The organism is Paenibacillus tundrae (assembly GCF_036884255.1).
Lineage (GTDB): Bacteria > Bacillota > Bacilli > Paenibacillales > Paenibacillaceae > Paenibacillus.
Genome location: NZ_CP145605.1, coordinates 6,414,105 through 6,427,249, shown reverse-complemented (window position 1 = coordinate 6,427,249; position 13,145 = coordinate 6,414,105). Strand labels below are relative to the sequence as shown.

Annotated in this window: 14 protein-coding genes and 1 pseudogene; 13 read left to right on the top strand and 2 right to left on the bottom strand. The window is 45.2% G+C overall.

The window, feature by feature from the left end; genetic code table 11:
• Window positions 1-11 precede the first annotated feature (11 nt).
• From V6W81_RS28720 to V6W81_RS28705, 4 genes and pseudogenes are all read left to right on the top strand, one after another.
• Window positions 12-771 (top strand): annotated as a pseudogene (locus V6W81_RS28720) (AAC(3) family N-acetyltransferase).
• Window positions 772-863: 92 nt separating this feature from the next.
• Window positions 864-1,136, top strand: a complete 273-nt coding sequence (locus V6W81_RS28715) for a type II toxin-antitoxin system Phd/YefM family antitoxin (protein ID WP_128104169.1) — start codon at window positions 864-866, stop codon at window positions 1,134-1,136.
• The gene (locus V6W81_RS28710) at window positions 1,120-1,446 is read left to right on the top strand and encodes a type II toxin-antitoxin system RelE/ParE family toxin (protein ID WP_145045020.1); all 327 of its coding nucleotides are present in this window, start codon (window positions 1,120-1,122) and stop codon (window positions 1,444-1,446) included. Before V6W81_RS28715 ends, V6W81_RS28710 begins: the two co-directional genes overlap by 17 nt.
• Window positions 1,447-1,788: 342 nt before the next feature.
• Window positions 1,789-3,483, top strand: coding sequence for a histidine kinase N-terminal 7TM domain-containing diguanylate cyclase (locus V6W81_RS28705; RefSeq protein WP_338541153.1), 1,695 nt, complete (start codon window positions 1,789-1,791; stop codon window positions 3,481-3,483).
• Window positions 3,484-3,692: 209 nt separating this feature from the next.
• Here V6W81_RS28705 and V6W81_RS28700 read toward each other — a convergent pair whose 3' ends face one another.
• Window positions 3,693-4,118: an SMI1/KNR4 family protein gene (locus tag V6W81_RS28700; RefSeq protein ID WP_186380825.1), complete on the bottom strand. Its 426-nt coding sequence runs from the start codon at window positions 4,116-4,118 to the stop codon at window positions 3,693-3,695.
• 14 nt (window positions 4,119-4,132) lie between these two features.
• Entirely contained in the window at window positions 4,133-4,399 is a 267-nt protein-coding gene (locus V6W81_RS28695; protein WP_338544081.1) for a colicin E5-related ribonuclease, read from the bottom strand.
• A 141-nt stretch (window positions 4,400-4,540) separates the two neighbouring features.
• On the opposite strand from V6W81_RS28695, the gene V6W81_RS28690 reads away from it, so the two are divergent.
• The 9 genes from V6W81_RS28690 (at window position 4,541) to V6W81_RS28650 (ending at window position 13,070) form a co-directional block, all read left to right on the top strand.
• Window positions 4,541-5,038, top strand: a complete 498-nt coding sequence (locus V6W81_RS28690) for a hypothetical protein (protein WP_338541152.1) — start codon at window positions 4,541-4,543, stop codon at window positions 5,036-5,038.
• 17 nt (window positions 5,039-5,055) lie between these two features.
• Window positions 5,056-5,391, top strand: a complete 336-nt coding sequence (locus V6W81_RS28685) for a DUF3221 domain-containing protein (protein WP_338541151.1) — start codon at window positions 5,056-5,058, stop codon at window positions 5,389-5,391.
• Between the two features lie 115 nt (window positions 5,392-5,506).
• Entirely contained in the window at window positions 5,507-5,914 is a 408-nt protein-coding gene (locus tag V6W81_RS28680) for a hypothetical protein (RefSeq protein WP_338541150.1), read from the top strand.
• 286 nt (window positions 5,915-6,200) lie between these two features.
• Window positions 6,201-7,751 (top strand): nickel ABC transporter substrate-binding protein, encoded by a 1,551-nt coding sequence (nikA, locus tag V6W81_RS28675; protein WP_338541149.1) that lies wholly within the window; start codon window positions 6,201-6,203, stop codon window positions 7,749-7,751.
• Window positions 7,751-8,698, top strand: a complete 948-nt coding sequence (gene nikB, locus V6W81_RS28670) for a nickel ABC transporter permease (protein ID WP_338541148.1) — start codon at window positions 7,751-7,753, stop codon at window positions 8,696-8,698. Before nikA ends, nikB begins: the two co-directional genes overlap by 1 nt.
• Complete coding sequence (nikC, locus tag V6W81_RS28665; protein WP_338541147.1) at window positions 8,695-9,549, top strand: nickel transporter permease; 855 nt, start codon at window positions 8,695-8,697, stop codon at window positions 9,547-9,549. Before nikB ends, nikC begins: the two co-directional genes overlap by 4 nt.
• Complete coding sequence (locus V6W81_RS28660) at window positions 9,546-10,346, top strand: ABC transporter ATP-binding protein (RefSeq protein ID WP_338541146.1); 801 nt, start codon at window positions 9,546-9,548, stop codon at window positions 10,344-10,346. Before nikC ends, V6W81_RS28660 begins: the two co-directional genes overlap by 4 nt.
• Window positions 10,343-11,134, top strand: coding sequence for an ABC transporter ATP-binding protein (locus V6W81_RS28655; RefSeq protein WP_338541145.1), 792 nt, complete (start codon window positions 10,343-10,345; stop codon window positions 11,132-11,134). The genes V6W81_RS28660 and V6W81_RS28655 overlap by 4 nt, the downstream gene beginning before the upstream one ends.
• Before the next feature lie 430 nt (window positions 11,135-11,564).
• The gene (locus V6W81_RS28650) at window positions 11,565-13,070 is read left to right on the top strand and encodes a malate:quinone oxidoreductase (RefSeq protein ID WP_338541144.1); all 1,506 of its coding nucleotides are present in this window, start codon (window positions 11,565-11,567) and stop codon (window positions 13,068-13,070) included.
• Window positions 13,071-13,145 lie beyond the last annotated feature (75 nt).

Here is a 13,145-nt window from a genome sequence, read left to right as displayed (position 1 = left end):
GGAGGAAGGATATGTACACGAAAGAAAGTTTGCTGAGACAGCTAGAGCAACTAGGTATTGATAAAAACACTGCTAATGCATTCTTCCATGAAAAGTATGGGGGAGGTGGAAGGTGGCGCTGATACTGTGCTGGATGCGTTGAGTGAATATATGAAGGATGGATTGCTCGTTTTGCCTACGCATACATGGTCTACTATTAACAAAAGCAATCCATTGTTCCACGTGGAAACGTCTTCCTGTTGTGTGGGGATTCTACCAGAGCTGTTCCGCAAACGTCCTAACGTGGTTCGTTCTTGGCACCCTACACATTCTGTTGCAGCATTAGGTAAGGATGCACGGGCGTTCACACAGGACGATCATCTCTTCGATACGCCATGTGCGCGGGGCTCGGCATGGGGGAAGTTGCTTGATCGTAAAGCAACCATATTGCTTGTGGGCGTGGATTTGAAACGAAATACGTTTATCCATGGTATCGAGGAGTGGGTGGACATTCCAGGCAGAATGACCGATGAACATGAGATGTTGTACACCGTTTTGCCAGATGGAACTAAAATCTCGGTGCCTTCCCGCAGACATTGCGGATTATCTTGGTCAGAGCATTTCTGGAAGGTGGATGAGGTGCTGGTTCAAGAAGGTGCGATGCACATAGGAAGCTTCGGCGATGCAGTCGCCAGCGTGTGTGATGCTGCCAGAACAACCGAGGTGCTTACGGAGATGTTGAAGGATAACCCGGATCTTTTCTCGGATAATGAGCCGTTATCAAAAAGATAAATCGGGTATTATATACAAAAAATTAGAAATTTTATTTATTATAATGATATAATAATGTCATAATAAAGTAATGTGAGAAAGGAGTTTTGATTATGCACATAAAGCCCTCCACAACAATTCGCCAAGATTATAATGGCTTCTCGAAATTTTGCCATGAACTTGATGAACCGGTTGTCCTTACCCGTAACGGCGAAGCAGACCTGGTCGTAATGAGTCACGAAGCTTACCGGAGAATGGAGGCTAGATACAAGCTCCAATCGAAATTGTTGGTTGCGGAAAAACAGGTTGCTGAAGGTGAAGAACTGCTTGATCATGACCAAGTCATGGCTAGAATGCGGAGAAAAATAAATGAATCCAAAAAGTAAAATCAATTATTCTCCAGCTGCTGTAGATGACTTGGACGAAATTTTTTCATATATATCACATGAGAATGCTTCTGCCGCGGACAACATGCTACAGAAGCTTGATAATTCCATAGCTAATCTTGCTGAATTTCCTAATTTGGGATCGGTACTGCAAGAAGATGAATATAACCTGATATCCAGAGGGTATCGTTTTATAACTGTTGAGCCCTATCTAGTTTTTTATCGGATTCTTGGTGGAGTAGTTGTTATACACCGGATTTTGCATGGACGGAGAGACTACCTGCGCGAATTGTTCGGATCTTTTCAATAGTATAAATCACTCATCCCGTTACGGGCTGGATGGCGTTCAGTTAAAGCTGGACGTTTTTTTGGCGTGGAACCTTTAAAATCTTTCACAAAAGTGCAAAATAGATCAGCATTTCAATCAGAGGTTGGTCATACTTCCAACGAATGGGCTACTCACCCTATCTGTGGTGTGATAATATATGGTTAATTTAACCAGAACGTAAATAGAATTATTTTAGAAGTATCCAATATAGTTGTTAGCGAAGTCGTGAAGTTTGGCAACGTATGAGATGTAATTGAGGTGTATTTTAGATCTATTTGCATAGTAACTGTGTAGTCATTGTCGCATCCAAGAAGGAGAAGGTTCGTGAACCCACTAGTATGGTATGATCTCTTGTTATTTGTCCTATTGTTTGGTGTAGGTGTGTATGTATTTGTTACCGCTAGAATTACGAACTTACATAAGGTGTATTTTCTGTTTCACGGGTTGATGATATTGTGGCCATTCTGTCAGTTTGCGATTACGTTAACGGATGATCCCGGCTTGCAATTGTTCTACGTTACGTTGTCTTTTGTCGCTGTCTCTCTATTAGGAAGTGGCTGGCTATTGTTGACGATTTTCATTACTGGCTACGCAGAGCGATTGAGTACCAAAGGGGCGTATCTGCTTTTTGTCCCAGCTTTGATTGGAGCAGTAGGTGTGGTCGCCAATCCATGGCATGAGTTTGTTATTCCACTAGAGGGCGGCTATATTGAGCGGGCATACGGGCCTTGGTTTTGGGTAGCGATGGCTATTCTGGTGAGCTATTTCTTAGCCTCCCTCGTCATTTTATTCCGCGCGCTATCTTCAGCTAAGACACCTACGATGATCAAAAATCAGGTAAGAATCACCCTCAGGGGTATTCTGGTGTTAGCAGTTTTTGCAACTATTGATGCTATTCTGAATGTGATCTTGAGTCCGTGGTTGCCGATCATTCCCGGGATGACCTCCCTTGGCATTTTTCTATCCGATCTGTTCTTCGTCTATGTCATCAAAAGGTATAACGTGTTCGATCTGGTCTCCATTGCCCATGAGGATATGATTAACACGATTCCTTACGGCATCCTCGTTCTGGATGAGAATGAGATTATTGTTGAAGCGAACAAAGCCTCCAGGTCCTTTATGGATATGCATGTGGGGGATTCTTTTGATATGGAGGCATTTCTATGTGGTGTTCGTGTAGAAGGCAATTACCAGAAGTTTCTGTACGAATATAGGGCGAAGAAAATCGTTCTATCGCAGCTAGAGGTGATTGTAGAGGGGAATAACCAGGAACACCATTTTATTATGCAATCGTCCCCAATTGTTGATTCGATGCTTGTACCCATCGGTCATATTCTAACTTTTCAGGACGTCTCGCAGGAGCGCTATTATGTGAAAGAGTTGAATTGGCAGTATGAGACACTTCAGGAGCGTAATCATTCGCTGGATCTGATCCGTCAGGAGTTGTCCGAGGCCAATCGTAAGCTGGAAGAACTGGTGCTGACCGACAGCCTGACGCAGTGTTACAACCGTCGTTACCTGACCCAGCATCTGAATCATGAGGTCATTACTAACATTCAGTACCGAACGCCATTCTCTCTACTACTGCTCGACATCGATCATTTTAAGGCGATCAACGATCACTATGGGCATGTGATTGGGGATGAAGTGCTCGTTCGCACAGCGGAGGCCGTAAGACAATCCATTCGGAGTACGGATATCCTAACCCGCTATGGTGGGGAGGAGTTCATGATCTACCTTCCGCACACCGAACATGACTTGGCGAATGTTATCGCTGAACGCGTAAGACTCGCGGTGGAATCCAATCTAGTCATGGTCGATCATGGGACTGCACAGGTGTCCACAACGATTAGCATCGGTATTCTGTCGATTGAGGATTTTGCCTATGCGCATGTACCAGAGAATGCGGAGGGGTATCTGACGCAGCTCTTTGCTGCGGTAGATAAGGCGTTGTATCAGGCGAAACAGAATGGGCGGAACCGGGTGGAGTTTGGGGTGTTGGAGCGGGGAGTGGTTTAGGAAAGATGATATGTAAAAGACAAATGTCAGAAGACATTATTAATGCTTTACCGATGTTTCAAAACTATAGACTATCTTTGAGGCTGCCTATGATGATATTAGATCGTAGACAGCCTTTTGTTTTTCTCATGTACTAAATAAGTAATCTTGTCCTTCCCTATGACGGATTTAAAACAAGAGCCATACGTTTTACTAAAAAGCTTGATTATTTAATTAAATTGTTGGACAAACTCAGTAAAATTACTTGCCACATTATATACCGAAGGTTCTGAAGAAGATATTGTTTCTACATACACAATAGACGGTTGCCTAGTGTCATTGAAGTTGAAACAAAACAAGTTACCCTCTTTATCCAGAGCAAAAGGAAAATGTTTAGAGAGAAGATTACCCTTTTGCTCATTATATACATCCAAAATATCAAGTTCATCAAATGCGATAAAGGTTAAAAAGTAAGAGAACGCCACTTCTTTTTCACCAATATTTAGCGTCGGCTCGGTAGGCTCTCCACCGTGGTAATCTTGTATAAAACTGATATATTCCGAAGGGAATCGAATCCCCCACTTCCTCTCAACGGTCCTTATTGTATTAATATTAACGGGAGGATAATCTGTATTCCAATTATTATTATCTGACAATTGTTTCACTCCTTTTAAATAGATAACGATAACTTTGATTCTATATTCCAGTTTATATCATCATCTGACCAGTATGTGCTCCAATTGGGGTCATCCACCTGACTTATCTGGATAATTTCCCCACTATCATTTCTTCTGACAACGTAACCCCCATCTTGATGATAAAATACAGTAACAGGTGCATTATTTTGTCCTTTTCTCTGGTCAATCCAATCAACAGTACCTGCCGTTGTATTAATAGCTTCACCCAATCGTTGGTCATTCCAACCACGTTCAGTAATTTGATCCGAGAAAAACTAAGAGAACTAGATGTAGTAGGGAGCGCTCATATTCCGTTAAATAGTTGGTATGATAAATTCCTTGAGATGAAACCGCTAGATTTAGAAGGGTTAAACACATAGGAAATATTGTGGAGGTAATCCATGAATACTTTTTCCAAAGGTATAGCAAGAATTAATAACATGAACTGGAGCAAATCAGCTAGTGTAGATGATCCGTCACACATGGCACTACTACAGGAATATATCAGACGTGCAGCATTGTTAATCACATTCTATGAATTAAATACGTCATATCCTTTCTTCAAAGCTTCTCAGGCACTCGGGTATGAGCCTAATGCATGTATAGCAGAAAAGTGCCCTGCCTTAGGGGAACTAAAGAACAATTTTATCAAAGGAACTTGTGAAGCATACTTAGAGTGGTTATTGTTAATTGACTCTGGCAACGAAGTTGCAGTGAAGTTTCATGATCTATATGAACGAATCATTCTTCTAATTGAAAAGGGTGGAACTATGAGAAGACAGCATGGCGAAATTATCACAGGAGGGTATGCCTTTCCTTTGGCAACTGCTGAATATATGTCCAACCAGGAACCAATCGATATAAGCGATGCAGGTTTAAGAGCCTGGGCTAATCAGTAGAGAAGAGGGGGATAACCTTGAGCAAAGTATATAAGATTTTGTTGATATTCATGTCCTTGTTATTATTGAGCGCGTGCGGTATTCCAAGTTCAGAGGATAGGTCAGTTCAGGGAATGGTAAAAGATATTGACCAAGTAAACAATAGAATTCTTGTCATTAGTGATCTACTACCAGACGATCTTGAGGAAGATCCTAATAAATTAATACAATCCAACAAATATAGCGAAGTATATTGGGTTAGTGGTGTAAATCTGTCTGTATTGAATGTCGGTGATGAGATAGACATAGCTTATGAAACTCTAGAGACATCGTATCCAGGGCTTGTTACTGCTAAGAAATATACTAAGTTGTAGATGAGTGAAACCAAGAATTGTATTAATTATAATCAGCTCTTCTGGAGGGAATAGTATCGACTTATCCTTGTACCTATTTTATAAAAATGACACTGAACAATTAGCAGAATTATTGTTGAGTTCTCTGAAAGAATTCTCTCAAGAGACGAATATGAAATATAAAGAGGATTATTACTCAATTACGAACCCTAATTTCTCGGCGAGTGTACAAGACGATGATGAATTAGTGAGTTTTACGAGAGAAGAGCTTAATTTAAATATTAACTACTGTATCACTATTTCAGTTTTTTCACGTTCACCTGAAGAAGCATTACAAGTCCTATTTCAAGCGATTAATACTCTAAACGGAAGTTTAAACGGGGATATGGCACTGACTGACAGTGAGTCTGGCGTAATCATTCTCCGGTCTAACGGTCAACTTATCATTAATTCGCATTGCAGAGAGAACCCGGATATCTATGATTGGCCTTATGAATTACTAGATGGAGATTTTATTGAGAAGGATATGGCAGGGTTGATTTAAGGATTTACAAAAAGGTTCTGCCCGATGCTTTCATTACTGAAGACACGGTACTTCATATATTCTAAATTCATATCAAGTTGTGGTTGAACGTTAATAGGCTTCTTTTAACCACCCTTCAACCCCTCATATGTAACAAAAAACATGAAGAATCCGCTCTCATTCGAGAGACGGATTTTTTGGCATTTCACCGCCAAACTATCGCTTGTCAAAACGTAATCATTACGATATGATAATACTCATTGTTTACAAATCATAATGATTACGATTAAGAGAGAGGGGCATTACCTTGAATATAAAGTCACCCTTGCTGGTGCTAGTCTCCCTGGCCTTGGGCGCTGGATTGTTGAGCGCTTGTGGATCATCTGAGTCCAGCCCTGCTGCACAGTCATCATCCACCGACAAAAACGTACACTTCCTATATAACTTCTCTACCCGTTCACTGGATCCTCATGTGGATTCAAGCTATGTACCGCTTCGCGCGGGTATTACGGAGACGCTGGTGCGTCTGGATGAAGAGAATCTGACAGTTGCACCATGGCTCGCGGAGAGTTGGGAGAGTGAAGATGGTCAGCACTGGACGATTGACCTGCGAGATGATGTGACGTTCCAGAATGGTAAGCCAATGACGGGGAAAGCAGTGAAAGCCTCGCTTGAACGCGCGTTAGAAGAAAATGTAGCCATCCAGAATGCGCTCAAGATTGATACGATCGAAGCTGAAGGCGACAAACTGGAGATCACGACAACGCAGCCATTCCCGGAGTTTGCTTCCGAGCTAGTGAATCCGAACACGGCCATTATTGACGTGAGTGAGCCGGATATTGTGAACAAGCCGATGGGTACAGGCCCGTTTAAACTCACTTCCTTTACGCCAGGCAGTAAGCTGGAGCTAGATCGTTACGATGCATATTGGGATGGTGCTTCACCGCTCGACTCCGTGACATTCTCGTTTAATGAAGATGCGAATGCTCGCTCTCTTGCACTGAAATCTGGACAGGTTGATATCGTATATCGCCCAGAGGTGGAGAGTCTTGATTCACTGCAAACGTTAGACGGTATGAAGGTAGAATCCACTTCAACGTTCCGTGTGCATCAGATGACGATGAACATGCAGCGGGAGAGCATCAAGGATCTGAATGTACGCCGTGCAATAGATGCACTTATTGACCGTCAGGGTATCGTGGAAACGATCCTGTTAGGTTACGGTGAACCTGCGATTGGCCCATTCCTACCATCACTGCCGTTCGCACCAACCTACACGGATGCAACAACAGAGTCTGGAGCGGATGTTGCTATTAAATATCTGGGCGAAGCGGGCTACACGCTGCAGAATGGCGTGATGAGCAAAGACGGCAAACCGTTGCAACTTACACTATTAACGTACTCTGCTCGTGCAGATCTACCATTAATTGCTCAAGTGTTCCAATCCGATGCGAAGAAGATCGGCATTGACGTTCAAATTCGCCAGATCGATACACCTGAGGATTATATGGCGTCCAACCGTGATTGGGATATCGCTACGTATAGTAATCTAACTGCTCCGCGTGGAGACGCCGGTTACTACCTGAATGCTACATACCATCCGAAGGGTGCGCTTAACTTCAGTGGATCGGAAGAGCCGGAACTGACGAAGATCATCGATGAGCTGAATCTCACAGTTGCCCCGGAGAAGCGTGCCGAGCTTGCCGAGCAAGCGGCAAATTATGTGCATGATCATGTGCTGAACTCATTTGTACTGCATCCGGGAACGATTGTGGCATATAACGGCAAGAAGATTAAGAACTGGGTCACAACACGCAGTGAGTATTACATGATCACCAACAAGCTGGATGTGATGTAATGTTTCGCATTGTCCTGCGGAAGTTTCTAGAGGTATTCATCTTCCTGCTGTTCATCATGTTTGTGAGCTTTCTGTTCATCCGCCTTGCACCCGGTGACCCGGTACTAACGATCCTGAATGTGGATGAACTATCTGTCAGTCAGGAACAGGTCGAAGCGATGCGAGAGGAAATGGGCTTCAATGACTCCCTTCCCGTGCAGTTTGGTAACTGGCTGCTTGATTTCTTTAGGCTCGACTTCGGTGTATCCTATTCCACAGGTCAACCGGTGATGCAGACGTTAATGCGTGCAATCCCGGCTACAGCGGAGCTGACCATTGGCGCATTGCTGGTGATGCTGCTGATCGCTGTACCGCTCGGCTCTCTATCAGCACTGCATCGGGGTCGCTGGATTGATCAGGTCAGCCGTATGCTGTCCATCGTTGGCGCAGCAGTACCTAGCTTCTGGCTCGGCTTGATCCTGATTGACATGTTCGGCGTACGCTTTGGCAGTCTGCCAACGATGGGCCGAGATGGATTTACCTCTCTAATTCTGCCCTCTCTGACGCTGGGACTTGCGATCTCCAGCGTCTATGTGCGTCTTTTGCGCTCTAGTTTGCTGGACTCGCTCAGCCAAGAATTCGTACGCTCTGCCCGGGCAAGGGGGTTATCCGAAGCCCGAATTTTCCTGCTTCATGCGTTCCGGCACAGCTTGCCGCCGGTCATTACCGTGTTTGGCGTCAGCCTAGGCAGCTTGATTGGCGGGGTTGTGGTTATTGAAGTGTTGTTCGCTTATCCAGGCATCGGTAAGCTGGTGGTGGATGCGATTCGTCAGCGGGACTATCCGCTGATTCAAGGTTATATTTTGATCATGGCGATCGTGGTATTCGTTGTGAATACATTCGTTGACTTATCTTACCGTTATTTGAATCCTGAAATGAAACTCAAGGAAAAGGAGGCCCTTCGATGAAAACGATATCCCTGCGTAATCCAGTCACTAAATCCAAAAAGCACAGCTGGCAGGCGATTATCGGCTTGTTATTTGTGTTGCTGGTCATCGTGGCCTCCTTGTATGCCTTTTTAGTTCTAAAATATGATCACACCCTCACCGATTTACGAGGACGATTGCAAGGTGCTAGCGCGCTCCATCCGCTCGGAACAGATCATCTTGGGCGCGATGTGTTGACCCGCCTGCTGCTTGGTGGCAGCCAGACACTTGGGTATAGCCTGCTTGCTCTTGGTGCAGCACTGCTAATTGGTATTCCCTTTGGTCTAATCGCTGGTTACAAACGCGGCTGGATCGACAAGCTGTTCATGCGAATTGCGGATGCTTTCCTCGCCTTTCCGGACACGATCGTTGCGATTGTATTGAGCGGACTGCTGGGTGCGGGCATCGGTAATCTGGTACTGGCCATTGTTATCGTAAAATGGGTTAGCTACGCACGCCTTGTTCGGAGTACCGTTCTATCAGAATCGCAGAAGGATTATATCCGTGTAGCAAAAACCAATGGTCTATCGGATGGACGCATCATGAGGAAGCATCTGCTTCCGCATATCGCAGGTCATGTACTTGTACTGGCTAGTCTGGATCTGGGCAAAATCATCCTGCTGATCTCTTCCTTGTCCTATATCGGACTCGGTGCACAGCCGCCGACACCTGAATGGGGTGCCATGCTGAACGACTCACGTCCTTACTTCCAATCCCGACCTGAGTTAATGGTATATCCGGGACTTGCGATCGTATCGATTGTATTGCTCGCGAACATGCTGGGCGACTATCTAAGAGATCGGTTCGATGTGAAAAAGGAGGTGCAGTCATGATTCTCTCCATTGAGGATTTAAGCATCTCCAGTCGAGATCGTACCATCGTGAACAACTTCTCCCTCGCTGTTCGCGAAGGGGAATTCATGGCTCTGGTTGGACAAAGTGGTAGTGGCAAAAGCCTGCTCTCGCAAGCCATTGGTCAGCTCCTACCGCCCAATCTTCACGCATCAGGGCGTATTCTGTTCGAAGGCAGCAATCTGCTTGAACAGAAGCCGAAGCAGATGCGCGCCCTGCGGGGAAGCCGCATCTCTTATATTTTCCAGGATTATCAGGGGGCATTTACGCCCTTTCGCAGCATTGGTGGGCACTTCGATGAATACCAGAAGGTGCACGGGGAGAAATCTTCTGCTGTCCGCAAGAAACGTGCGGAAGAGGCGCTGCAATCGGTGGGTCTGGATGCAAAGTTGCTTCGCCGTTACCCATTCCAACTGAGCGGTGGTCAGCTTCAGCGAGCATCCATAGCAACATCGCTGATGTTATCCCCTCGGCTGCTGATCGCAGACGAAGCAACAACAGCGCTGGACAGCGTCTCTGGACATCGCGTGCTGGAGTTGCTTGCCCGCAAGCAGGCAGAGACAGGCTGTGCCATTCTGTTTATCACACATGATTGGCGTCACGTTCGCCGTTATGCGAATCGCTTGGCGGTCATGAAGGAAGGACAGATCGTTGAGTCAGGTGGTAAGCATCGTATTCTTGATCATCCTCAGCATGAATATACACGTAAGCTGATTGAGGCGGCTCCCGTCCTGAGTCGCTCGTTGAAGTCTGGCTTGAAGGAGGCTGGAGTGGAATGAAGATCATGCCTAATAACTCAAGTGATCCCGTACTTCGTGTGGAAGACCTCAGCCGCACATATGCTGGCGCAGAACGTCCAGCAATCCAGAACGTTTCTTTTTCAATACAAGCCGGTCAATGTCTGGGTCTTGTTGGTGAGAGTGGATGTGGCAAAAGCACACTTGCCCGCTGTCTGCTCCGGATAGAAGATGCAGATCATGGCAAGATTCTGCTTGGTGGGCAGGATATTGCACGGTTAGCTGGACGCCGCCTGCGCCCCTATCGCCGCAATATTCAGATCGTATTCCAGAATCCATCTGCAGCTCTGAATCCGAAGCTCAAAATTGCAGATTCATTAATAGATCCTTATGAGCAGCTCGGTCATAATACCAAGCTGTCCCATTTCACTTATACATCCAAAGACGCTTATATCCGCCGCTTGCTTGAGGCTGTAGAGCTTCCGGGAGAGCTGGCAGAACGCTATCCCCATGAACTGAGTGGAGGTCAGCGTCAGCGTGTAACGATTGCACGATCCATCAGCATTGAGCCTGACGTCGTTGTTCTGGATGAGCCGACAGCGAGTCTAGATGTCATCTCGCAAGGTGCCATTCTCCAATTGCTGACCGATCTGCGCACCTCACTGGGGTTATCTTATCTGTTCATCTCACATGATCTGGCCGCTGTACACCGAATGAGTCAGCAGGTGATGGTCATGCAGGATGGTCAGATCGTGGATCGGTTCGATGCGGATGCGTTGTTCGCCGAAGAGCGCCATCCGTATACGAAAGAACTAATTTCGATCTTCTGAATAGAATAGATAGTCTAATGGGAATAAGTTGTATGGTTGGATGAGCCGCTTTGTGAAGTTTAGAAAGCGGCTCTTTACGCACTCTTTTTCGATCAACGGGAAAATCTGGGGATAACAGCGATTGTAAGGTTGTTCTGTCATTGGAGTGGCAAGTGTAAATATTCTTTAGTTCAAGTTATATAGCCGATGAACAAATAAATCTTTCAGCCCTATAACCGGGCTAACCATTGCACGCAAACTAGCGTATACTGAGGGAATAGCAAATATCTTGAAATTGCATATTTAAATTGCTCTATATTATTGATACACTAGATCCAGGTTATATTCATACAACAGAAGGTGCGATCCCGTTCAAAAATGGGCTTGCTGCAATGCCAAATCGATAACGCTTACATCCTTTTGGCAAATATAGGATATAAGGACGGTAAACATGAGCCAGGGACAAACGAGTACAGATGTTATCTTGATTGGTGCCGGAATTATGAGTGCAACTTTGGGAACTTTGCTGAAAGAATTGGCACCAGACTGGAATATCAAAGTTTTTGAGAAGCTTGCCAGTGCAGGGGAAGAGAGCTCTAACGAATGGAATAATGCCGGAACTGGGCATTCTGCGCTCTGCGAACTTAACTATACCGTAGAACGACCAGACAAATCTGTGGATATAAGCAAAGCCATCAAGGTGAATGAACAATTTCAAATCTCAAGGCAATTTTGGTCCTATCTCGTCAACAGCAATCTGATTCGTAATCCGCGGGACTTCATCATGCCGCTGCCTCATCTAAGTTATGTACATGGGGAGAACAATGTCCAATTTTTGAAACGACGCTTTGATGCGTTATCGAACCACCCTTTATTTGAAGGTATGGAGTTTTCGGATAATAAAGAAACATTGGCGGAATGGATTCCACTGATGATGAAGAATCGAACTAGCAATGATCCGATTGCAGCGACCAAGATTGACTCTGGCACGGATGTTAACTTTGGTGCTTTAACGCGTATGCTGATCGATCATTTGAAAAATCAAAATGTAGATATCCGCTATCAACACAGCGTGAAAAATATGAAACGTACAAGTAACGGAGCATGGGAAGTTACTGTGAAAAATGTAAGAAGTGGTGCAACCGAGCGTCATACCGCCAAATTCGTATTTATTGGTGCTGGCGGCGGTAGCTTGCATTTGTTACAGAAAACAGGTATTCCAGAAGGCAAACACATCGGCGGGTTCCCGGTGAGTGGTCTCTTCATGGTCTGCAAAAATCCGGAGATCGTGAAGCAGCATCATGCCAAAGTGTATGGCAAGGCTTCGGTCGGGGCTCCGCCAATGTCGGTTCCGCATCTGGATACCCGATATATCGACAACGAGAAGTCTTTGTTATTTGGACCATTTGCAGGGTTCTCACCGAAGTTCCTGAAAACCGGTTCGAATGCTGACTTGATCACGTCCGTGAAGACGCATAACCTCTTAACGATGCTCGCAGCAGGTGTCAAAGAAATCTCGTTGACTAAGTACTTAATCCAACAGCTCATGTTATCTAAGGAGCAGCGCATGGAGGAATTGCGAGATTTTGTCCCAGGTGCCAAAAGCGAGGATTGGGATATGGTCTGGGCTGGACAGCGTGTGCAAGTTATTAAAGACACCGTTCAAGGTGGCAAAGGAACACTTCAATTCGGTACAGAGGTGGTTACAGCTGCGGACGGCTCGATTGCGGCATTGCTTGGTGCTTCGCCGGGCGCCTCTACCGCTGTTCACGTTATGCTAGAGATTCTTGCCAAATGCTTCCCGCAACATATAACGGATTGGGAGCCGAAGATCAAAGAGATGATTCCTTCTTATGGTGTGTCACTCGTGGAGAACATAGATCTGCTACAGGAGATCCATTCGGCCACTTCGAAGGCACTGGGTCTATCCGATGAGAAGTTAGCTCTTCTCGTATAAAAGCATGAACGAATATTTAGGCTGACGGACATCTTTAAAAAGTAATACATTGTTCTGTCGCCCAAGCCAAATAGC

Excerpts from the sequence above, each read along its gene's own strand:
- V6W81_RS28715 (WP_128104169.1), top strand. The coding sequence starts at position 864 with ATGCACATAAAGCCCTCCACAACAATTCGCCAAGATTATAATGGCTTC.
- V6W81_RS28710 (WP_145045020.1), top strand. The coding sequence starts at position 1,120 with ATGAATCCAAAAAGTAAAATCAATTATTCTCCAGCTGCTGTAGATGAC.
- V6W81_RS28690 (WP_338541152.1), top strand. The coding sequence starts at position 4,541 with ATGAATACTTTTTCCAAAGGTATAGCAAGAATTAATAACATGAACTGG.
- nikB (WP_338541148.1), top strand. The coding sequence starts at position 7,751 with ATGTTTCGCATTGTCCTGCGGAAGTTTCTAGAGGTATTCATCTTCCTG.
- nikC (WP_338541147.1), top strand. The coding sequence starts at position 8,695 with ATGAAAACGATATCCCTGCGTAATCCAGTCACTAAATCCAAAAAGCAC.
- V6W81_RS28660 (WP_338541146.1), top strand. The coding sequence starts at position 9,546 with ATGATTCTCTCCATTGAGGATTTAAGCATCTCCAGTCGAGATCGTACC.
- V6W81_RS28655 (WP_338541145.1), top strand. The coding sequence starts at position 10,343 with ATGAAGATCATGCCTAATAACTCAAGTGATCCCGTACTTCGTGTGGAA.
- V6W81_RS28650 (WP_338541144.1), top strand. The coding sequence starts at position 11,565 with ATGAGCCAGGGACAAACGAGTACAGATGTTATCTTGATTGGTGCCGGA.